The following is a 22800-nucleotide window of genomic DNA, read 5'->3' on the forward strand; positions in this document are numbered from 1 at the left end:
ACCAATCGATGAGCGGGCACAGCAGAGTGTTCTGGCAACATGACTGACGGTGTCACCACGATGCAGCATCAGCATGGCGGTGAGCCGCCGGGCGTGGTTTTTGTCCTTTGTTTTATGGATAGTTTTCTGCATCAGGCGTCGTTCGGTTCTGGGTATTGGTGCTATGATCGACATTGCTCAGTCCGGCTGGTGATTTGGGATATTCAGCGATTGATCAGATCGCATAAACCGGACTGAGTTCCCTCTAAGTGATCTACTATTCCGAGCAGTTATTTAGCTGACTTATAGTCCCTCAGATTTGCCGCGCTGACTGAAGTACCCGTGATTAATCCAGTTCCCTGACCTAAATCGGCGCGGTTGAAGCTGCCCGATGCATGAGTAACAAGCGAAGCCTTATCAGGTGCGCTGTTATCCAGTGAGCTACCACCATTAACCTGCTTCAAGGCACCCTGAAGCTGATCGCGCCATTGAGGATAGCCTACTGAAACCTTATCTGTTGTGGCAATTTGCTGACGTGGTTGTATTCCAGTCTGATTAAGTAATGCAAGGTCTTTAATGACAGGTGTTGATATCGTGTTACCAGTCCAACCTGAATTGGAAGTTGTATTTGTATTACTGATATCACTGCTAAATTCAGCATCAAGATTTTCGCCAGCCTGAATTACTGCTCTTAGACCTTGCTCACTATTTATTTTCTCGTAGGGTGGACCACCTGAAAGATTATAAGTCAACTCTGTTTCAACAACGCTTCGGTTATTACGCATACTGCGAACATGGTGATATGTTAAATACTCATTTTCAGTACTATTTTCATAGGATTTGTTATTGAGCGTCGAACCCGAAAGATACATGTCTCCAGCAGCTATAATTGAGCTTGCAATGTTATTCAACTCATTGGCAAAGATATATTGCTTGCGACCAGCATATATTCTCCCTGCTCCACCGCTTGCTGTTGCAGTTGCTTGCTTTGAGCCAATAAGAAATGTTTTATCAGGCGCATTTCCAGTCTTTATATACTCATCACTCTCATTTTTACTTAACTGAGGCTTTGTTGAATAATAGGTAATCATTCTGTTTTGTCTGCACTGTTTTGGTAGAAAACGCTGATGCCAGACAGAACACCGTCATACGCAAGCATGTAACGCATTGATTTTATGTTATCTGAAACAACCGTTTTCATAGTACCACAGCATAAAATCCATTTATTCAACAAAGCCCTTAACTGACTAAGTTTAATTTTTATTGTAGGCTGGCCAATATTAGGAATACTATTTGCTGCAGGATGATACTCACTTGCCGAACTAAAACCATCACGTTGGTTAAGGAGATTACCCGTTCGAATTGTAATATCCCCGCCCTGCGTCTCAATCGTCCCCGACGTGTTGATCACTTCCCCGTTGGCATTGCCCGCGCCATCGCGCTGCATCCACAGGCTGTTGCCCGCCAGAATATCGCCGCGCTGGTTACGGATGCTGTTGGCAAATAAATAGAGATTCTGTCCGGCGTAGAGCAGCGCCGTGTTGACCAGGCTGCCCGGCGTGCTGATGGTCAGGTTACCGAGCGTGCCGGTAAAACCGTCCAGCGTGACGTCGCTGCGGCTGTTCAGGGTGACGTTGCCACCGCCCTGCAGGCTGCCGGCACCGTTCATGGCGATGCGGTTGCCCGTCAGACTGCTGTCGGCGCTGCCGGTGGTAATCTGGCCATTATTGGTCAGATCGCCGCCCGCATTGAGCGTCACGCCCTGCCCCTGCATCGTGCTCTGGTTTTCCAGCGAGCCGTTGCTGTTAAGGGTCAGCCGGTTACCCGCCGCCAGCGTATTGTGACTGACGAAGCTGTTCGCCAGATTCAGCACTGCATCGCCCAGCGCAACGACCTGGCCGAACTGGTCAAAACCGTTACTTACCAGTGACAGCGTTCCGCCGCTGAACAGCCGTCCCGATCCGGCCAGGTTAACCTGCGCCGCATTCACGCTCAGCTGTCCTGTGCCGAGTAGCGTGCCGCTGTTATTCAGGGTCTGATAATTCACGGCAAGGTTGCCGGCCTGCGCTGTGCCCTGGTTCTGGAACCCGTTACCGTTCAGGGTCCCCTGCTGATCGGCAAGCAGCGTGCCGTTGTTGGTCAGGCCGGACGCATTCAGCGTGAGCTGCCCCGCCTGCAGCCAGCCGTTGTTCACCAGCTGCGGCGTGGTGAAGGTCAGCACGCCGCCCGTCAGCAGTCTGCCGTTGTTGGTGGCAGAATTTGTGGCGCTGACTGTGCCGCCGGCCCCCTGAATCAGCCCGTCGTTATACAAATCCGGCGTGGTCAGGCTCAGTGCATTCTGCGAAAGCACCGTTCCACTGGTGGCGTTGGTCAGATGGCCGCTGGTGCTGAGCTGCAGGCTGTTATCACCCTGCAGGCGGCCGGTGTTGTCTACCGTTCCGGTATTGATTACCAGGTCGCTGCCCTGAATACGGCCCGCATTGCTGAGCGAGGCAGCCTGCAGGCTGAGCTTCCCGGCGCTGAGCAACGTTTTATCCTGCTGCTGCGTCAGTGCGCCGTTGAGCTGAACCGTCAGGCCGTCTGTACCGGCAATATTACCGTTGTTGCTGAGCGTGTCGCCTTTCAGCATGAGGTTTTTGGCAACCCACTGTCCCTGATTCGCCAGCGTCAGCGCCTGTAGGGCAGCTGTACCGTTGGCTGATATTTTGCTGCCTGCGGCGGCATCCAGCCTGTCGGTTAACGTCAGCTGCAGGCCATCAGCGCTCTGTATCGCCCCGCCGTTTGCCAGTTTTGCCGCATTCAGCAGGATCTGTTGCCCCTGCCAGGTGCCGTTGTTTGTGACGTTACCGGCCGTGATGTTCAGCGTCCCCTTTGTCAGGAGCTGTCCCCCCGCGTTGTTGACGAGTTCACGCGCCGGTGCGGACTGCGCCAGCAGCATGCTGAACCGCTGTGGGGCTGGTCCGAGCGTCAGGGATTTCAGACCGATAAGGTTGCCCTGGTTGGTCACGCTGGCCGGTGTGACCGACAGCGTATCGCCCTGAATGGCGCCACTGTTGTTCAGCGTACCGCCGCTGAGCGTCATGGTTTTTTCGGCGAGGACAGCGCCGGTATTCACCAGATTTTGCGCACTGAGTTGCGCACCGCCCTGACTGAGGAGTGAGCCCCCGTTATAAAGGTCGTTATCAATCGCGGCGGTGAGATCGCCGGTGCTCAACAGCGATCCCTGGTTTTGCCAGCTTCCGGCAGTGATCTGAGCATTTCCCCCTGCAGGGTGCCGGCAGTATTTAACGTCGCGGCGCCCAGCAGCAGATCGCCACCGCTTAACGCTCTGCCTGTTGAAGACTGGGTGAGATCGCCGTTGCTGAGCGCGTCAAGGGTGGTGGAGCCCTGCCACAGGCCGCTGTTATTGAGCGATCCGGCACGCAGCGTCAGGCCGCCCGCCATGATTTTGCCGCTGTTAACCAGGCTGTCGGCATTCAGGCTGGCGTTGCCGCCCGTAATCAGGTTGCCGCTGTTATCCAGCAGCCCTGTGGTTTGCCCGTCCAGTATGCCGGTGCCGTTGAGGGTGCCGGTGTTTTTTAAGCTGCCGAAACGGTATCTGAGCTGGCTGCCCTGCCAGGTGCCGGCGTTACGGGCATCCGTCCCCTGTAACGTCAGCGCGCCACCGGTAATCAGTTGACCACCGGCCTGGTTATCCAGCTGACGGAACCCTGCCGTCAGCGCGTTATCGCCCTGCAGCAGCCCCTGATTTTGTAAGGTATCGCCCGTGATTTGCAGTTGCTGCCCGGCAACGATCCCGGCGTTAGTCAGTGACTGCGCCTGTACCTGCGCGAGCTGGCGTGCCAGCAGCCTGGCGTTTCCGCCATTATTCAGCGTGCCGGTCAGCGTGGCGTTCAGCGCGTCCGCATTCACCTGGCCGTTATTGGTAAAATCACCCCCGTTAACGCTGAAGGTGCCCGCTACCTGTACTGCCCCATCGTTGATGAGCTGAACGGGCGCCAGGCTCAGGCCGCTGCCGCTGACAAGCCGGCCGTTTGCCAGATTTGCAATCTGTGCGCTGGTCATCGCCAGTGCACTGTTGCCCTGTAACAGGCCGGCATTGCTGAGCAGGGGTGCCTGGAGGCTGAGCTGATCTGCGGCCAGCGTGCCCGTATTTGTCACCGTGCCAGACTGCAGATTCATGCTTTGCTGGCTTACCAGAGCGCCGCTGTTATTTATGTACTCAGTGGCAGCGGCCGTTATGCTGCTGGCTGCATGCGCGTTGCCGCTGTTCTGCCAGTTTTTCGTCGTGACAGTAAGTGCATCACCCTGCAGTTGCCCCTGGTTGTCCAGCGTGGTCGCGCTAATATCCGCCTGGCCCGCCGTCTGCAATCGTCCCGTCGCCTGATTAGTCAGGCTGGTGCCTTTTAAGGTCAGTCCCGTGTCGCCCTGAATCAGACCGCTGTTGGTTAAATCCCCCTGAAACGCCAGCACTTTTGCGAGCAGCCATCCGCTGTTGTCAGTGGTACCGCCCTGTAAGGTCACAGCCTGCTGACCCAGTATCTTCCCGCTGTTAGTCAGCGCCTTTGTATTCAGAGTGGCATCACCGGCACTGAGCGCATTGCCGCTGTTTACCCAGTTGTCCGCCGTCAGGGCCAGTTTTTCTCCCTGAATTAACCCTGCGTTAGTCAGGTCACCGCTGTTCAGGGTGAGTTGTCCCGGGGTCAGCAGTTCGCCCCCCTGGCGGTTAGTGAATGTACCGGCCTGAAGAGTAAGGCTGTCGCTGCCCTGAATGCGGCCTGCGTTATCAAGCGTTGCGGCATTGAGCCCCAGCCCTTTTGCGGCAACGAACCCGCTATTGTTAAACTGATCGTTTGCCAGTTGCAGCTCACCTGTGGCCAGCAATTTACCACCGGCCAGGTTAGTCAGCCGGCCATTGTCGGACTGAAGCGAAAGCGCGTTGATTTCGCCGTCGTTGGTCAGACTGCCGCCGCTGAGCTGCAGTGCGCCGCCCGTGCTGAGCAGTCCGCTGTTGCTTAAGTCTGGCAGCGTAAGGGTTAAATCGCCCGCCGTCGCAATACTGCCTGAGCGCTGGTTGGTCAGGTCCTGGCTGCGCAGCGCCAGAGTCTGCGTGCCCTGTATCAGACCGCTGTTGATAAGGCTGTCGCTGCTCAGTGACAGCTGCGGCGCGGTCAGCGTGCCGCTGTTATTTAATGATGCGGTGCCCACCTGCAACTGATTTTTCGCGACCAGCGCACCGGCGTTTATCAGCGTACCGGTGGCAGTGAAGTTAATATCCTTACCGCTCCCTGTTCCCGTATTACTCAGATTTGCGGCGTTGGCCTGTAACCCATCATTCGCGACCAGGGAACCCTGGTTACTCAGCGAGCCTGACGCGCTGAGTATCACGTCATCACCACTGCTTTTGCCGGCGTGCGTCAGGTCCGTTCCCGTAATGTGTAGCCGTTGCTTAGCCGCCTGCGTTCCTTCCAGCGCGATCTGCCCTGCCTGCAAAGTAATGTTTTGCCCCTGCAGATGTGCCGTCGTGCCCGTGTGTAAACTGCCGCTTGTCGACGTCAGCATCCCGTCGGCGTTGACGTCGCCGTTAATATCAACGTGTTTACCTACCTGAAGCGCGATATCACCCTGGCTGGCACTTGAAGCACCGGCTGCGCTGCTCAGGTTGTCACTGTTGATTGCCAGCCCCGAGCGCCCCGACAGGTTCCCGTCCTGAAACAGATCGCCCGTCGACAGAGTTAATGCGCCATCACTCAACAGACTGGCGCCCTGCGTGTTGCTTATGCGATCGCGAAAAGTTAAAACGCCGTCGCCCGTCGCCCCAAGCGTGCCCAGTTGATCCAGCGAATTGCCATTCAGGGTCAGTAAACCGGCACTCTGCAAAGTCCCGCTGTTACGTAAGGCATCACTTTTTATGTCAACACCACTTCCCTGCAATGTGCCCCTGTTATCAAAACTGTTGCTGACAGCATTTAACTGACCTTTAGCAATGAGCGTCCCGTTGTTTTCCAGCGTAAAAGCATCCAGCGTTACAGCATCGGCACTCTGCAAAGTGCCGCCGTTATTCAGGCTGTTACTCTTAATCCTGACGTTATTGCCCTGCAGAATCCCCTGGTTCGCAACATAATTACCGACCGCGGCAAGCTGCCCTTTAGCTAGTAACCCGCCGCTGTTGCCTGTCGTAAATGCATTAACAGACAGGTTATTGCCCGCGGTTACCTGTCCGGCATTATCAAACTGACCGGCCGGGTCCAGGCCTGAGCCGCCGGTGAAGTCTGGTTGCGCGTTGAACGAGATATTGTTTGTTGCATTGAGCGCACTGCCGCTGTCCAGCGACAAGCTGGTTGCGGCAAGGTTGATGCTGTCACCGGCCATTATCTTGCCGCCGCTGATCTGCAGGCGATTGCCGCCCTGCAATGAAACGGCACGATCGCTTCCCAGGCTCCCGTTATTCAGACTGATACCGTTTTGTGCGGTTATCGCCGCCGGGCCAGCGGATTTATGTTCCCCGCTCAGCTCAACGCTTTGCGCACTGACGGTCAGTGCCCCGCTGCTGAGGCTGTCATGCACGGCCAGTTTGCCGTTCGCATCCAGGGTGATATCGCCCTGTCTGGCCAGTAAGTTACCCAGGTTGACGCCAACGCCTTTCTCGCTGGACACCAGATGAATACGGTTGGCGTACATACCGCCCAGCGCGCTGGTATCCACCGCCACGCCCGGCGCAGGCCCTTCTCCGCGGATGGGCGTAACGGACCCGTCCTGCCCGACGCGATTGGCACCCAGCGTCACGGTGAGATCTTTAGCGTGAATGCCGGCATTGATTTCCGTTGCGCGTGCCACAATCGACACCGCATCGGCCTTGCTGCCGTCCAGCCCCTGGCCCTCAATGGTAATGGTGCCTTTACTGACTCCCAGCGCGGCCAGATTACCACTGGCATCGAACTGCGGTTTACCGGTGGTCAGCGTGACGTTCGGCGTGTTGATAAATCCACAGCCGTTACAGGTAATGCCATAGGGGTTTGCGACCATGACGTTCGCCGCCCTGCCGGCAACTTCCGTGTACCCCTGTAGCTGGGTGCGGTTCGCGCCCACCACTTCGTTGATGATGGCCCGCGCTTCCTGACCGGCGCGGAGGTTGGGGTTGTTCTGAATCAGCCCACCAAGCTGGGTCTGCGTCAGCTGACCCGTGGCATTGTTCAGGATCAGTCCCTGCTGCCCCACGTTATATTGATCGTACTGGTTATGAGAAATGCCCGCCTGATTCGGCGTGGCAATATTGACCACGGGCACGCCATTGCCCGCCGCATCCATTTTCGTCCCCGGAGTTACCGGTGTGATTTCCGCGGCCATCACCGGCAGCATCGGTTGTACCGCCACCAGATAGCAGATGAGATAGCTGAGTGCGCGGCGGGCAAGGGAAACGGGCTGACGATCATCCATAATCAGTTCCTCTTTTTAGAAAACCAGCCCGACGCGGGCGTAGATGCTGACGTGATCCGGCTGGAGATAGCCGGGATAGCTGAGCGGAATGCCCACGGTGTACTGGGTGTAGAAATACTGATTACGGGTCCCCAGGCCGACGGCGCTGCCCCATATCGTGCCCGTAAACTGAGGGTTCAGCGGATCGCTTCTCAGCCAGCCCCCGTCGACCGCCGCCAGTGCGGTGACGTCACCCAGTCCCGGTAAGGTAAACAGGCTGTAATCAAGCTCATTACGTAAATAACCGCCGACATCACCCGACAGATACTGCTCTTTGAAACCGCGCACGGAACTTTCGCCGCCGATCGTCAGGCGTTCACTGCCGTAGAGCGTGTCCGGTGACCACTGCCCGTAAAGGCTGCTGAGCCACCACAGTTTTTGGGTGAGCGGTTTCTGGTAGCTGGCACTGATGCTCCATTTGCGAAATTCCGCTTTCGGCAGGCTGCCGTTTTTGCCCGCATCGCTCTCGGCATCAAACCACGGCATACCGCGGCTGAAGGTGGGATTCAGCGTGGCGACGCCACCGGCAATTTTCTGCGTATGATTCAGGCCAAACTGCAGGCTGGTTAATTTACGGCTGCTGCTCACTAACGGCGCGTCATTGAGCCAGTTATGGCTGGAATAGTGATTCAGGCCTGCCTGTACGCCGGTTTTAATATCGCCGTTGCGAAACAGCACCCACGATCCATTGAGACGGTGCGCGATATTGTCGCCGTTGCTGAACCAGGTAAAACCGTTGTTGATAAAGTGGCTGTGGTAGTTGCTCCAGCTGTAGCTGTAATCCAGCAGGCCATAACCATAAGGCACGCTGACGCCGGCCTGCAGATTCTGGGCGTCACGCCAGCGGCTGAAGGCACTGCTGCGTCCGCCGCTCACAAACCAGCGATCCGCCAGCCCCAGCAGGTTGTTTCCCGTCAGTGAAGCCGTAAGCTGCCCGACGCCGGTCGTTCTCTGCCCGCTGTTATCAAAACCCAGCGTCATGCTGAGCGGAAATTCAGGCCTTGCCGTTAAGTTAACAATGGAATAACCCGGTCTGGGCGAGGGCTGAATTTCAATCTGCACAGGCACCGTTCTGACACGGTTAATCTGTTCCATGCCCTGTTCAATATCACGCAGGTTAAGTATTTTTCCCTCCATTCCCGGAAAAACCATACGCAATATACGTGGATGTTTACCGTCCAGAATAATGGTGTCCAGTTTGCCTTCGAGCACAGGAATAATAAGCTGGCCGGAGGTAAGATCCTGTTCTGTTAAAAAGGCGCGGCTGGTAATATAGCCCCTTTGCATATACCAGTCGGAAATGGCATGCACCAGCGCATTAATTTGCGTTAAGTTCAGGCAGTGATTGACGTAAGCAGATGTAAGCGCGGCCTGTTGACGCTCAGAAAGCAAGGTCGCATTACGGATGACAATCTGATGGACAGGAAAGCAGCGGCCGGTCACATCGGTGCGCGGCGCAGGCGCAGGCTGAGGGGACAGCGCCTGCCAGAGTGCATCACGCTGCTGCTGGTCCTGTTGCAGGCGTTGCTGTTGCTGATTCTGGAGATAATCGCGATCGCCCGGCGTTAAGGGATCAGCCCACGCCGTTGCGGAGATCAGTAAAGCGCTTAACGCCAGCCACGTCCCTGCTTTTATTCTCATTGGATTGCCTAATGAAAAGAAATGTAAGTTTTTTGTAAGCAAGCGAAAGCATAATATCACCTGAACTATTAAAAAATTCCTGATAAAAAGAAAAAACGACAATGTATTGCTTATTTAATTTACTAAGCGAAGCGCGGGCGACTTAATGCAAATTAAAAAATAAAAACCGTGACTTAAATAAAACGCAATCCTGAAGCTTTATTTTTCCGTCAGGTAAGTATGAAGTTTTCAGGCAGATTTGCTTTTATCTGGCGCTTTTCGGACGCATTAACTTAAGTTTTCGGATTGAAATGTAAGCATTTTTTAACCCACAGTTCGTGCGAAAAAATGCGTCGTTTGAAAAGGTAAAGGCGTGAGAAAACAGGATGCTCTGGAAAGTTGGGTTATTTTAGCGCGAAATTAAGCCCCCGAAGACCTCATCAGGGGCGAATGAAAAGCGCTAAAGACTTCTGATCTGTTGCCCGGCGACATCTATCATCAGCCTGTCCTCTGGCTGAATGATATCCAGCATATCACCCTGCTGACAGAGAAAGGCAACACCGGCTTCGCGGGCAATAATGGCAGCGTGAGAGAGCGCACTGCCCTCCCGCAGGCAAATGCCTTTTATCTGCTTCACATCCAGACTGGCGACCGCAGAGGGAAAGATGTCATCGGCAATCAGAATCGCGGGGACATCCGGTGTTGGAAGCGTAATCTCACGACCGCTAAGGTGACACAGGGTGCGGTGCAGGATGTCTTGAATATCGATAAATCTCGCCTGCAGGTAAGCATCATCCAGTTGCCGGTATTGCTGACTCAGCGCCATGAGCACCTCATACCAGGCGGATTCGGCACAGCACCGTGCCGCGCGAATCTTTTCGCAGGCTTCATCAAACATGTCGGCATCATCCAGCAACATGTGATGCCCGGCGAAAATAGCGGCTACCGCCTCGCCATAATTCGCTTCTGCCCGTTTATGCAGCGCATCCAGATCACAGAGAGTGTCAGCGATTGCCTGCTTCAGCCGTCGGCATTCCTGCTGCTCATCGGCACATGGACGCCGGTCAGGCTGCGCCAGCGGCAAGGGATAAAACACCGCTTTACCCTGCACCTGTCCCGTGTCCGGTACCGTTGTCCTGAGCGACATCGTTTCAGGTTGCTCGCCAAAATTTTCCGCTGCCAGAGAGGTGAACGCTTCCAGCGCAGCGCCCGCTTCGGGGCCACGTGCCGACAAGGTAATCTGATCGTTACAGCGCACCTGCAGCAGAGCAATCTGGTTGAGACTGTCTGGCGTGACACACTGGTTATCTTTTTTCAGTACCAACTCCGCATCAAAGCCAGCCAGCGTGGCCACAAGCCGTGAAGCAGGACAGACGTGCAGGCCATGGTGATTTTTTACGGTCACCGTTACCGATTGTGCGTCCTCGTGTGGGTTAACGGTGGCGACGCTGGCAACGGCACTATCAGGTGCAATACCCAGTTGTGCCTGCTTCGCCTCCAGCGCCTTCATGGCCACCGTCATCACCTTTTCGATATCGGCACCCGCCGCCGCACTGACGGTTGCCGCCAGCGTACCTTCCACCAGCGGTGCGGCACACAAACGCACTTTGGCCGCAATGGCAGGATCAAGCAGCTCAAGCGCCGTTTCTGCACTTAACAGCGCACTTCCCATGTCCATCATGACCAGAACATGATCCGCATCTGCCACCGATTCGATCGCCGCCATCACTTTCACGGGATCCGTGCCAATGGGATGATCAGGATCGTCAATGCCGGCAGCGACCGCCAGCTTGCAGCGATCGCCGGTTAACATTTGTCGCGCCAGCATCTCCACGCCGTTACCCAGCAACGCACTGTGTGACACGATCACCAGATTTACCATGTGCTTCTCCTTAAGCTTTGGCGGCGGCAGCCAGCATCTGCATCATAAACATCACCGATGTTGCCCCCGGATCCTGATGACCAATACTGCGCTCTCCCAGGTAACTGGCGCGGCCTTTGCGGGCCTGCATTGTAATGGTGGCGTGAGCGGCCGTTTCTGCCTGCTCGCAGGCGGCATCCAGCGCGGCGATGACCGACATATTTTGCTCACTGGCGTGCCGCAGTGACGCCACCACCGCAAGCCAGACATCACACATCGTTTTATCGCCGGGTTCCGCTTTTCCTCGATTCACCACGCCTTCGGCCCCTTCGCGTATCATTTGATACAGCTCTTCCAGCGTCAGGCTCTGATGTGCCTGTGTGACCTGCGCCGCCCGGATAAAGAAAGTGCCAAACAACGGCCCGCTGGCACCGCCCACATTGGAAAGCAGCGTCATGCCGGTATTTTTGAGGATAAAGCCAATATCCTTATCGGCAATCGCGGGCAGCTTCTCGACCACCTTACTGAAACCCCGGTGCATATTTAAGCCGTGATCGGCGTCGCCAATTTCGCGATCCAGGCCGGTGAGAAAATCACTTTCACGGGTAAAAACTTCACCACAGCGGTAAAGCCAGTTCACAATTTGGGCGCGGGTAAGTGACATGTCGAACTCCTTAACAGCCCCAGTTCAGGGCAGGTGTGTGTACCGGGGCATCCCACAGTGACAGGGCCTCATCATCCACGCTTAACAGCGTGATGGAAAAGCCCACCATATCCAGCGATGTGCAGTAGCTGCCCACCAGATTTCGCGCGATAGTGATGCCGCTTTCGTCGCAACGCTGAGCCAGACGGTTATAAACACCATACAGTTCTGACAGTGGCGTAGCGCCCAGATTATTAACCAGCGCAATCACACGATCGCCGCGGGTTAATGCCTGCTTGCTGTGTTTAACCTCTTGCCAGCTTCCGTTGTTTTGATCCCAGTGACGTAGGGTACGGCTGTAGTTGCCATTCTCCAGCAGCGTGTCGAACATCTCATCGACCGTCTTGTCCAGCGAGGTAAAAGTACGGCGGTCGATGCCGGGTTCGCCATGAATCCCTACACCGAACTCCATTTCGTTGTCCTGGAGTTCGAACGAGCGTTTGCCGGCGGCGGGCACGGTACAGGCGCCTAACGCAATACCGATCGAGTGGCCCAGGTTATTGAGTTTACGTCCCAGCGCCGCACAGGCTTCCAGTGAATCGCCCCGCTCCGCTGCGGCGCCAAGCAGTTTTTCAATCAGTACCGTATTCGCCACACCACGTCGTCCTGTCGTGTAGAGACTGTCTTTTACGGCCACGTCATCGTCAACCACCACTGTGGTGACTTTTACACCGCTTTCGTGCAGCAGCTCGGTGGCGGTTTCGAAGTTGAGAATATCACCGGTGTAATTTTTGATTATCATCAGTACGCCTTCACCACCGTCAATTTTCATGGCGCATTCATACATTTTATCCGGCGTTGGCGAGGTGAAAATCTCACCCGGGCAGGCACCCGAAAGCATGCCCGGACCAATAAATCCGCAGTGCATCGGTTCATGGCCGCTTCCGCCGCCCGACAGTAAGGCAACCTTTCCGGCGACAGGCGCATCGGCGCGCGTCATACAAACTGGATCCTGATGCAGCGTCAGTTCAGGATGGGCACGAGCGAAGCCTGCAAGTTGTTCACTCAATACATCTTCCACACGATTAATCAGCTTTTTCATGGGTATGCTACGTTAGCATCGGTTTGCCGCCGCTCTTGCCTTAGCAAAAGGGACAGCATTATCAGGAGAGCGAGACGGCGAAAAGCAGCGCGTCGGTGGAGTGATTCTTACGGAGTCGACAGGAAAAAAAATGCCCCTCTTCAGCGTTCCATAAGGGAACGTTTTACTGCGTTATTATGTTTCGTTATGAAACGTTTTATCGCGCTTACGGCGAAAAATGAGAGGCAAAGCAAGAAATCGGGATCGTTGCACGTGATCAATCTGTCTGAGCGATAAGCGTTTTATCCCCTCAGGCTGGCGCGCAGTCGCGTCCTTCCTCTCACACGGGTTCCGGGTAGTCTCTTAACCGCTAAGAGGAGATCGCGATCGCAACATGGCTTTTCGAGCGCGTTTATTGTTTCAGGATGGAACACAACTGACCGTATGGCGTTCCATATAAGAACGTTGGCGTCAAAAATATTTCCCCTCAGCGTTGATCGTAAAGTGAGTCGCGTACGCCGGTCATCATCCGGCTCACATCGCCAACTGAGCCAGAAAGATGCGCGCGTTCATCTTGCGAACATGTTCTTACTTGAGGGTGAAAGGAATGCCAAAAATTATTCAGTCTCCAGCGAAATATATTCAGGGCCCCGATGCCTTGTTGTCCTTTGGGGAATATGCCAAAAACCTGGCAAATCATTTTTTTGTGATTGCCGATGACGTTGTGATGAAACTGGCGGGCGATCAGGTCCTGACCGGCCTTGCCAGCCACAGTGTGACCTGCCATGCCGAACGCTTTAACGGGGAGTGCTGCCGGACGGAAATAGAACGCCTGATGGCCCTTGTCGAACAGCATGGCTGCCGGTGCGTGATCGGACTGGGTGGGGGGAAAACGCTGGACACCGCTAAAGCCGTCGCCTGGTATCTGAAACTGCCGGTGGTGGTGATCCCGACCATCGCGTCGACGGATGCGCCCACCAGCGCGCTGTCGGTCATTTATACCGAATCCGGTGAGTTTGCTGAGTACCTGATCTATCCCAAAAACCCTGACATGGTGGTCATGGATACTACAATCATTGCCAAAGCCCCGGTTCGCTTACTGGTCGCCGGTATGGGTGATGCCCTGTCGACCTGGTTTGAAGCAAAAGCCTGTTATGACTCGGGCGCAACCAGCATGGCGGGAGGGAAATCGACCGCGGCCGCGTTAAGCCTGGCGCGTCTGTGCTATGAGACGCTTCTGGCTGAGGGCGAAAAAGCGCGCTGTGCCGCCCAGGCGGGCGTCGTCACGGAAGCCCTGGAACGTATTGTGGAAGCCAACACCTATCTGAGTGGTATTGGTTTTGAGAGCAGCGGTCTGGCTGCCGCTCATGCGATTCACAACGCATTTACCGTGCTGGAAGAGTGCCATCATCTTTATCATGGCGAAAAAGTGGCGTTTGGTACGCTCGCGCAGTTGGTACTGCAAAACAGCCCGACAGATGAGATCGAAACCGTGCTGAACTTCTGTCAGAAAGTGGGCCTGCCTGTCACGCTGGCACAGATGGGAGTGAAACACGGCATTGAAGAGAAAGTAAGCGCGGTTGCCCATGCGGCCTGCGTGGAAGGCGAAACCATCCACAATATGCCGTTCCCGGTTACACCGGACAGCGTGTACGCAGCCATTGTGACTGCGGATCTGCTGGGGCAGCAGTGGCTGTCACGTTAGCCGACTGCCGGTAACCGCTGGCCCGGTTATCACGGGCACCTGGCGTCCCTCTGACCGGATCTGTCAGAGGGATTTTCTATGGTTTTCTGGCGGAAAACGTGATGACGGGTTTACCTCCCCATAGCAATAATGACGGTTCAGTGGTGATTACGCAGTCATGGCAGCGCTGCAGTAAATATATGCAACGCGATAACTGGCAGACGCCACACCAGGCGCAGGGCCTGACCTATGAATCCATATGTCGACGTAAAGCCGCGTTGATAACCCTCGGTCAGGCGACGCTGGAGGATGCATGGGAATACATGGAAAACCGTGCCTGTGCGCTGCTCATTCTGGACGAATCAGCCTGTATTCTGACCCGCTGCGGCGCGCCTGAAACGCTGATGCAGCTTGACGCATTAGGCATGCGGGATGGCAGCTATTGTGCGGAAAGCATTATCGGTACCTGTGCCTTATCGCTGGCGGCGCTTGAAGGTCAGCCCATTAAGACCCACGGCGAACAGCACTTCAAACGGGCCCTTCATCCCTGGTTTTTCTGCTCAACCCCAATATTTGATAATCATGGTCGCTTATTTGGCTCCATTTCTCTGGCCTGCCAGGACAAGACGCAGGCATCGTCAGATCTTTCTCTGACATTAGCCATTGCCCGTGAGGTGGGCAACTCGTTACTGACGGACACTTTGCTTACCGAGTCCAACCGCCATCTGAATCAACTCAATGGCCTGCTGGAAAGCATGGATGACGGCGTGATGGCCTGGAACGAGCAAGGCGTGTTGCAGTTTCTCAACGCCCGGGCCGCACGGATGTTGCATCTGAATGCGTTGACCAGTCAGGGAAAAATGCTGGCGGATTTGGTGACCCTGCCTGCCCTGTTGCGTCGGGCCATCCCCCAGGTTCAGGCGCTGAAGCATGTAGAGGTCACGTTTGAAAGCCAGCACCAGTTTGTGGATGCCGTCATTACGTTGAAACCGATTGTTGAACCCAGGGCAACAGTTTTATTTTGCTGCTTCATCCGGTTGAGCAGATGCGCCAGCTGATGACCAGTCAGTTAGGCAAAGTCAGCCATACGTTTGAACAAATGCCTGAAGAAGATGCGGAAACACGACGTTTGGTTTGTTTCGGCCGTCAGGCCGCAAAAGGCCGCTTTCCGGTCTTACTGTGTGGGGAAGAAGGCGTGGGGAAAGAGCTACTCAGCCAGGCGATTCATAATGAAAGCGACCGGGCGAGTGGTCCCTACATTGCGGTTAACTGTCAACTTTATGCCGACAATTCTCTGGGAGAGGATTTTACAGGCAGTGCGCCTGGCGAGGATGAAGATGGCCGGTTAAGCCGACTGGCGCTGGCCAGCGGCGGCACGTTGTTTCTGGAAAAGATTGAATATCTGACTCCCGCTCAGCAGTCTGTGCTGCTTCAGGTCATCAAACAGGGCGTACTGACCCGGCTGGATGCCCGGCGGCTTATTCCTGTTGATATCAAAGTGATTGCCACGACGACCACTAATCTGGCCCATCTTGTGGAACAGAATCGTTTTAGCCGTCAGCTTTATTACGCCTTACATTCCTTTGAAATTGCCATACTGCCTCTGCGGGCGCGCCGTCACAGCATTCCCTGTCTCATTAACAACCGGTTGCGCAGGCTGGAAAAGCGGTTTTCATCACGTTTTAAAGTGGATGACGAGGTTATCACGCAGTTAATGCAGTATGGATGGCCAGGCAATGACTTTGAGCTCAACAGCGTAATCGAGAATATTGCGATCCGCAGTGAAAATGGCCATATCCGGCTAAGCAACCTGCCTGAATCACTGTTTTCTGAACAGGCTGATAATACTGCCGGCACGGCGTTGTTGCCGGATGATTTGTCTTTTCGCGCCATTGAAAAAGAAGCGATTCTTCAGGCGGCCCGAATGACGCACGGCAAGGTACAGGCTATGTCGGCGATGCTGAATATTGGACGCACCACCTTATGGCGAAAAATGAAACACTATGCGATTGATGCCAGTGAGTTCAAACTAAAGTAAGGGCTGTCGGTTATATTCGCCAGCCGATGAGGCGGTCAGTCTGCGCCTGACCGCCTTGTTATTTTGCTACATCATACCCGGGACAATGATTGCCAAAAAGATCAGGGCAATTAAGCTATGTTTTACCCAGTAATAAAGGGTCCGGTTACGCTTTTTCAGATTCTGTCCGGCATCGCGAACAGCATTAACGTATTTAAAAATCCGGTTAATGAATCCCGTTTTGTCATTTTCATCATTGGGCGAGGCGGCTGCCGACATTAACGTATTGCCAACCCAGTGATTAACCGCCTGTGCCCAGCGCCATTTCATCGGCCGCTCAATATCGCAGAACGGCTTTGTTGAATAATAGGTAATCATTCTGTTTTGTCTGCACTGTTTTGGTAGAAAACGCTGATGCCAGACAGAACACCGTCATACGCAAGCATGTAATGCATTGATTTTATGTTATCTGAAACAACCGTTTTCATAGTACCACAGCATAAAATCCATTTATTCAACAAAGCCTCGCAGAACAGAATAATGCGCGTTTGCTCGCTTTCATTCTGCGCCCAGTGCACATACGTTTCGTCAAAAATCACCGCCTGACCATCGCGCCAGCTATGGCGCTGGCGATCCACTTCGATAAAACAACGGTCGTCATTGGGCGTCACCAGGCCAAGGTGATAACGCACCGATCCCGCGTAGGGATCGCGGTGTTTACCTAAATGACTGCCTGCAGGCAGTTCTGCAAACATAGCCGCTTTGATGGACGGGATCTGACTCACCAGTGCCGTGGTCACAGGACACAGCTGCTGTGCAGAAGGGTGCACATCGCTATACCACTTAAGGTAAAAACGTTTCCAGCCACGTTTAAAGAAGGTGTTAAAACCTGCATCATTATGGCTTTGTGCCGCTTTGATGTGATCCTGAAGCCGTATCGCCTCCTCACGGATAACCTCCCAGTTATCGGTAAGCTGACGAAGTTCAGGAAAATCATCCGTCGGGAAATAAGGCTGTTTTGCCGGCAACCTGGAGAAGCCCGTCATAAACATATTGATGGGCGCCATAAAGGTCGAGTGATCAAATAACTGCCGTGAAAACTTTTGCTTTTCTACACCGCGTGAGTGCGCATAGATAACGCTGATAATAAAAATACCAATGATAATGGCAGCCACCATACAACGTGTTCCTTGTGTTGCAAGAATGGAGTGTTTCTTGCGAAGAGTTATTGGGACTTTAATTTTTAGTATTGAAACGTAAAAATTTTTGTCATGCAGTGCGCTTTGCGTTATCACTCATGGCGAATAACGGCAGGTTGTTTAGTAAAGGTTTATAAAACGGAAGCGATCTGTCCGCACAGCGCGTCAGATCATCGCAATAACACTTCAACATCTGCCAGCATGTAAATAAACGTCGCGAGGCCGAAGCCTCGCGAATGTATATGCATGCTAATCGTAATACGCCACCTTCCGATCGACGCCGTTTATATTCATCAGCACAAATCCGGTCGGCGTTGTTTTATTTGTCGGCGAGCCTTCTGCGGTCGCCAGGGTTACCACCCCTTTTTCATTGGCGCCCAGCCCCGCTACACCATTGTGAAGACCAAAGCGCGCAGCGGGTTTTAGCGTCCCGACTTTTGTGACGTCATCAACCTGAGACATATCACTCTGGAAAAGTGAGCAGGATCCGGTGTCAAAGCGCGTCGGCCCGGTCGTTTTCAGGTTAAACATGGTCTCACCGCTGTTAGCGCGCAGCTTGACCCACACGCCAGCATAGGTGGTGCCCACCCGGTTGTAGCGAATATCCATAACAGCAGGTTGACCCATGTGGCAGGCATCCGCCCAGACGGTATCCAGCCGTTGTAGGTTGATCCACGTTTTCCCTGTACCCGGCATGTTAACGGGTGACGTAGCAGTCCCCGAAGGGGTGGTGTTATCCGCTTTGCCAATCAACTCAATAACCCATTGCTGATTGGGTGAAGGGAAAAACACCTGGCCCAGGCGATACCAGTTATCCGTCGCAGTATTATTCACGACTTTATAGCCACTGAAGTACCCTGCCCGTAGCGATCCACTCATAAACGTGCCGTAGTTCTCGTCGCGGCGATAGCCATACTCGAAAGTAGAAAGCCATTTGCCCGTGACCAGATCCTGACTGAGCTTTGCGCCCGCCTGCAGGTTAATATGGCGCATTACCACGCGCGCATTATTGAGGATTAAAGGTGCACTACAGTCTTCGACGTTGAGCGTATCAATTGTCCAGCCGCCATCAGACAGATCGCCGGGATTACGCGTATGTTCAATCCACACGTTGCGCATAATCGCCTGTGTCATGCGCGGCATGTAAAGCGTGGCATCGCCATAGCCTGTCTGGAAATTCGCGTTGCACAATTCAACCGCCGTGGAGTGATCCCACACGCCATTGGGCGAATTTGACCAGCCAATATCAAACACCCGTGAGTAGGTGGTATTGGTGTAGATTTGCTCAAACTTACTGTCTAGCGTGTCCTGCAGTTTAAAAATCGTGCCGCCACTGCGCTGGCCGCGAAAACAGCTAATATTGACGATTTGCCCCTCCACACAGATATTTTCAAAGAAAGGCTGAGTGTTGCTGCACATCTCAGGGGTGATGTTGGCTTTATTGGCAACAATATCCGCGCTGGCTTGCCCATCCCAGGTGATACCACGGATCGTCGTCCTGCGGGCTTTAACCTTAAACAGCGTATTGGCGCTTTTGTCGGAGATAAGGGTTGTGCCAGGCAGAGAACCCAGCGCCAGGTCATCGCCGGCCAGACCAAAGAACGGCATTTCTGTATCACTCAGGTCCATTGGCATGATCAGGAAACGTCCGCCGGGAAAACGGACCGGTAAACCTTTCATATTTTGGCTGTAAGTTTGTGACCAGCCAAGAATACGTTTAAACGCATCGGTGTCATCGGTTACGCCATCGCCTTTCGCGCCAAAATGCAGGATGTTAACTTCACGTGGATCGTTAATCGAACGCTTCCAGTAAAAGTTATTGCCAACGGCGACTGTACCGCCATCGTCTTTTAACGTGGTGGTGCCGGTGAATCCCACAAAATCACCGCCGCCCCGGAAACTGGAGTCTTTGTCGTAGTAGCGTTTTAACACGGCAATTTCACCTGCTTTTGACGGCACGGTAGTACGCAGCTCAGCAAATGAGTTGACTTCAATCATGATATCCTCCTCAGGATAAGGTTTTATAAATCATTTAGTTAACTATTTTGACGATGAGGGATGTCCACAGAGGGCATCCCAGAGATCGTTATGGGCATTGATGGCGCGCACAGTGCGAATGTCTGCCTTCTGCGCGTCATCGCCATGGGTGTAAATAGGGGAAAAGAGAATGCAGGCTGAATCGTTAGAGATGATGGGTTCAGGGCTGGTTATATTTGGACTGCTGCAACTTGTCGCGAGCAGCAGCATCATCAAGATTGAGGTTATCAGTCGCCACACGCTTCGCCTCCTCACTATTGTGTTGCTGTTGATGAGTAATCTTCGTCAGGCGGTCTGCCTCTTGCCTGGCCCCCTCGGCTTCTGACTGCGCCTGCTGTTGCACCTTGCCAATTTTTTTGCCACCGAAGTAACTGGCTCCAAAAGCCGCCATCAGCGCACCCAGCGCAGCCAACCAGTGCCAGCCGCCGTTGGTTAACAGAGAAAAAAACGTCATGACTCCATCTCCTTACTTTGCCGTTTTTCATTGAGCAGGGTTTTCTGGCGAACAAACTGCGCAATCACGCCCATCGCCACCATGAAGGCACCGATAAGACCCAGATAGTTGTGGGGAAGAATGCTTTTTACGTCCTCCGGCAGTGTTTGCCAGGCATTGAGCGCAGAAGACGGAAACGACTGAACCCAGGCACTGAGCATCGATCCCAGCGAGGCAAGCCATACAGACCAGGTTTTAAACAACAATTTGGCGTGAGAAACAAACTGAAGCGTGGTGAAGCGCTGCATTAACAGCAAAATAATAATGACGCTTAACACCGCGATAATGAAAAGTAACCATCTCATAGTAACCCCCGGTAGACGTCATAGTTTCCGCTGCGCATCACTTCGGCATGACGCCGGACACGGCCCGGTGTCTGCCGCGCCCACAGGCTGTTGAGCATGGCCTCACCGGCCTCAACAAAATTTTCCTGGGCAATCGCGTTGAGCATGTTTTAAACTGCAAAATGCCATCTACGCCAAGCTGATAGGCCATACTCATCAGAACATCGGTACGCGCCTCATTACATTTCTCCAGCGCCAGCTTAATGGGCGCACGGCTTTGCATATCTGTGATCTTGTTTTCCAGAATGCATTGCTTCCAGACATCCCCGACCCGCTGGGGAACCCGCATGACATAGTTACTTAGCGATGCGCCTTTCGGGCCAATACGGATGCCGCCTGCAACGGTAGGAAATCCCAGCGTATCGAGATACGGCATTTCGGCGTAACCCTCTTCAAAATTCAGAATTGCAATAATCTGGCTCATAAAAACTCCTCATAGACGATGCAGACATAACCGACCGGACTGACAAAACATAAAACAAACTGATTAGTGCAGGGATAAACGCAGCGGCGATGTCGGGTGAACATGCAGCAGCATTGAAGCATTTACAAAAGGTCAGAAAGGATGGAGATGCCTGCGACAGGCGTAAAATCAGTGACGAAAAATTCGTTCAACGGACCGCATAGAGATGAACATGTGGCAGGCAGCAATTATCAAATCCCGATATCTCCTGGCTTCTCAGGCGCGGTGCGGTAATCGCGCGATCAACAGCCGATATCACTTGCCGCTGACAGATTTGCTCTGCGCGGCGAAGCGTGCGGGTTTCGGGTGGACAGTTAAGTGCTTCGTCAATACTGTGTTTGAGACGGTTAAGAGGTTGACGCCGCTGATGACGGCGAGTTCGTGCATTGCCTGTAAAAACGCTTTTGCCATACTGGATTATCGCCATAACTCCTCCTGTGAATGAGTCTTTGGCGATAGGGTGGCAGGCAAGCATTTTCGCTCCGTTGAACACGCCTGAACGTCGCGGAATGCTGTTCACAGGCACTCCTCCCGGCTGAATAATCAGTCAGGTGGAAGGGTAAGCAAAGGGTTCGGGCGGCATCTGATGACACTGCACGGTACGCATCCACCCCATCCCAAAGCTCATTAGCGTTGGGGGGTTGATTCGCGTTTGTGCAGCGCCTCAATTGTTTAAGAGCGTTTCATCCTGGAGGTAACAACTTTTTTCGTCCCTGCTCAAATTATTAACAGGTTCTTATGCTTTATCAAACACCACTGGTTAATTTATTTTTTACCATAAGTTAACTTTTTGAATTTAGACCGATTATTTTTTTCACTTAAGGATCATCAGTCTGACTGAATTGCCTAACCCAGAATATGATACTGCCTGGCCTGGCTCATGATCACCTTTGCCAGAACGGTTAAACTGTCCGCATCATTCCGGTCCAGATACCAGGTCTCGTAACGTTTATTATCTGAGATAACAGCAATTCTTTTATGCTGCAGTTGCAGGCGTTTGAGGTAAAGCCTGTCGTCCAGCGTAAAGATGTAGATGCCATCTCCGTCGAATGTCTGCACGCTAATGTCCACAAACAGCTGATCCCGTGGGGCAAATGTGTCTGACATTGCATCGCTGTTCATTGCGATTAACCGAATATGATCGGCCGGGCGGCCACTGAACAAGATGCGGGCTTCCTCCTGCCCGTATTCGATAGCCTTAATCGTTTCAACGAAGTCATCCCCGACGGGAACCCCCATTGCTGACGTTTGCCCCAGGTCAAAACTGTTAACGCGAAACGTGCTTTTTTGGCACGGCATATCCTGCAGTAAATACGGTTCCGGGGTCTGCTCCATGCCATATTGCAGCCATTCTACTCTGACACCCAGTAACTGGCTGAGCGCCAGAAGATTGCCGTTATCGGGTACGGACTGCGCGTTAAACCATTTCCACACGCCGGGTGCGGAAATCTGACAACCCTGCTGTTGCAGCGCACAGGCGACCTGCTTATTTCGGCCATGACCGGTGATGCCCGCACTTTCACACGCGGCGATCAGCCTGGCAGTGAACGCTTGTTTGATACTCTCTTTTTTAACCATCAGTTAATAATCAACCATGAAAGAGGTGCTGAATGTTATTTTCGTTATTGCTACCAGTTCATTTTATATTACCGCCCGTTGACTACCTAACGGCATTGCCAGGCATTTTTGATTATTGTTAACCGTTATTATGCCAAGCGAAGCATAAAATCAGGCGCTAAGCCGCGTCTGACCTCACCTTTCAGTAATCTTGTGTAAAAAATTGCGCCCTACCTTCATCGTTTCTGATGAACAACCTCCCTCTTACTGACTAAAAAGCGGCCAACGGGCGAAAAACTCTACCATTGAGTGGTGCGAAAAAAAGCCATCTAAAAAAAACGGGAGC

11 protein-coding genes and 7 pseudogenes are annotated in these 22800 nt (G+C 53.5%); 2 read left to right on the forward strand and 16 right to left on the reverse strand.

What is annotated here, in order from left to right:
- The 8 genes and pseudogenes from F7Q90_RS17920 to dhaK all read right to left on the reverse strand — a co-directional run.
- Window positions 1-174, reverse strand: a pseudogene (locus F7Q90_RS17920) (IS630 family transposase); the annotation flags it as partial.
- Between the two features lie 95 nt (window positions 175-269).
- On the reverse strand, window positions 270-1070 hold the full coding sequence (locus F7Q90_RS17925; RefSeq protein WP_044241424.1) for a hypothetical protein: 801 nt from the start codon (window positions 1068-1070) through the stop codon (window positions 270-272).
- Between the two features lie 224 nt (window positions 1071-1294).
- Window positions 1295-5181, reverse strand: a pseudogene (locus F7Q90_RS27905) (beta strand repeat-containing protein); the annotation flags it as partial.
- A gap of 606 nt (window positions 5182-5787) precedes the next feature.
- Window positions 5788-7416 (reverse strand): annotated as a pseudogene (locus F7Q90_RS27910) (filamentous hemagglutinin N-terminal domain-containing protein); the annotation flags it as partial.
- A 15-nt stretch (window positions 7417-7431) separates the two neighbouring features.
- A complete protein-coding gene (locus F7Q90_RS17935; RefSeq protein ID WP_006118069.1) occupies window positions 7432-9096 on the reverse strand; it encodes a ShlB/FhaC/HecB family hemolysin secretion/activation protein in 1665 nt (554 codons plus the stop codon).
- A gap of 439 nt (window positions 9097-9535) precedes the next feature.
- Window positions 9536-10957: a dihydroxyacetone kinase phosphoryl donor subunit DhaM gene (gene dhaM, locus F7Q90_RS17940; protein ID WP_006118068.1), complete on the reverse strand. Its 1422-nt coding sequence runs from the start codon at window positions 10955-10957 to the stop codon at window positions 9536-9538.
- 10 nt (window positions 10958-10967) lie between these two features.
- Entirely contained in the window at window positions 10968-11600 is a 633-nt protein-coding gene (gene dhaL / locus F7Q90_RS17945) for a dihydroxyacetone kinase subunit DhaL (protein WP_006118067.1), read from the reverse strand.
- A gap of 10 nt (window positions 11601-11610) precedes the next feature.
- Complete coding sequence (gene dhaK, locus F7Q90_RS17950; protein WP_006118066.1) at window positions 11611-12681, reverse strand: dihydroxyacetone kinase subunit DhaK; 1071 nt, start codon at window positions 12679-12681, stop codon at window positions 11611-11613.
- Between the two features lie 586 nt (window positions 12682-13267).
- On the opposite strand from dhaK, the gene F7Q90_RS17955 reads away from it, so the two are divergent.
- Together F7Q90_RS17955 and dhaR are read left to right on the forward strand one after the other, a co-directional pair.
- Complete coding sequence (locus F7Q90_RS17955) at window positions 13268-14365, forward strand: glycerol dehydrogenase (RefSeq protein WP_006118065.1); 1098 nt, start codon at window positions 13268-13270, stop codon at window positions 14363-14365.
- Between the two features lie 101 nt (window positions 14366-14466).
- Window positions 14467-16382 (forward strand): annotated as a pseudogene (dhaR, locus tag F7Q90_RS17960) (dihydroxyacetone kinase operon transcriptional regulator DhaR).
- Window positions 16383-16448: 66 nt separating this feature from the next.
- On the opposite strand, the pseudogene F7Q90_RS17965 reads toward dhaR, so the two are convergent.
- The 8 genes and pseudogenes from F7Q90_RS17965 to F7Q90_RS18000 form a co-directional block, all read right to left on the reverse strand.
- Window positions 16449-16712, reverse strand: a pseudogene (locus tag F7Q90_RS17965) (lipid A hydroxylase LpxO); the annotation flags it as partial.
- Between the two features lie 182 nt (window positions 16713-16894).
- A pseudogene (locus F7Q90_RS17970) lies at window positions 16895-17539 on the reverse strand (aspartyl/asparaginyl beta-hydroxylase domain-containing protein); the annotation flags it as partial.
- 270 nt (window positions 17540-17809) lie between these two features.
- On the reverse strand, window positions 17810-19558 hold the full coding sequence (locus F7Q90_RS17975; RefSeq protein ID WP_006118064.1) for a glycosyl hydrolase family 28-related protein: 1749 nt from the start codon (window positions 19556-19558) through the stop codon (window positions 17810-17812).
- A gap of 199 nt (window positions 19559-19757) precedes the next feature.
- Window positions 19758-20051, reverse strand: coding sequence for a hypothetical protein (locus tag F7Q90_RS17980; protein WP_006118063.1), 294 nt, complete (start codon window positions 20049-20051; stop codon window positions 19758-19760).
- Entirely contained in the window at window positions 20048-20395 is a 348-nt protein-coding gene (locus tag F7Q90_RS17985) for a DUF7940 domain-containing protein (RefSeq protein WP_006118062.1), read from the reverse strand. The genes F7Q90_RS17980 and F7Q90_RS17985 overlap by 4 nt, the downstream gene beginning before the upstream one ends.
- Window positions 20392-20858, reverse strand: a pseudogene (locus F7Q90_RS17990) (lysozyme). The gene F7Q90_RS17985 and the pseudogene F7Q90_RS17990 overlap by 4 nt, the downstream one beginning before the upstream one ends.
- Before the next feature lie 187 nt (window positions 20859-21045).
- Window positions 21046-21324: a transcriptional antitermination N peptide gene (locus tag F7Q90_RS27720; protein WP_006118060.1), complete on the reverse strand. Its 279-nt coding sequence runs from the start codon at window positions 21322-21324 to the stop codon at window positions 21046-21048.
- 419 nt (window positions 21325-21743) lie between these two features.
- The gene (locus F7Q90_RS18000) at window positions 21744-22475 is read right to left on the reverse strand and encodes a S24 family peptidase (protein ID WP_006118059.1); all 732 of its coding nucleotides are present in this window, start codon (window positions 22473-22475) and stop codon (window positions 21744-21746) included.
- Between the last annotated feature and the right edge of the window lie 325 nt (window positions 22476-22800).

Origin of the sequence: Pantoea stewartii subsp. stewartii (genome assembly GCF_008801695.1) — a bacterium.
GTDB lineage: Bacteria > Pseudomonadota > Gammaproteobacteria > Enterobacterales > Enterobacteriaceae > Pantoea > Pantoea stewartii.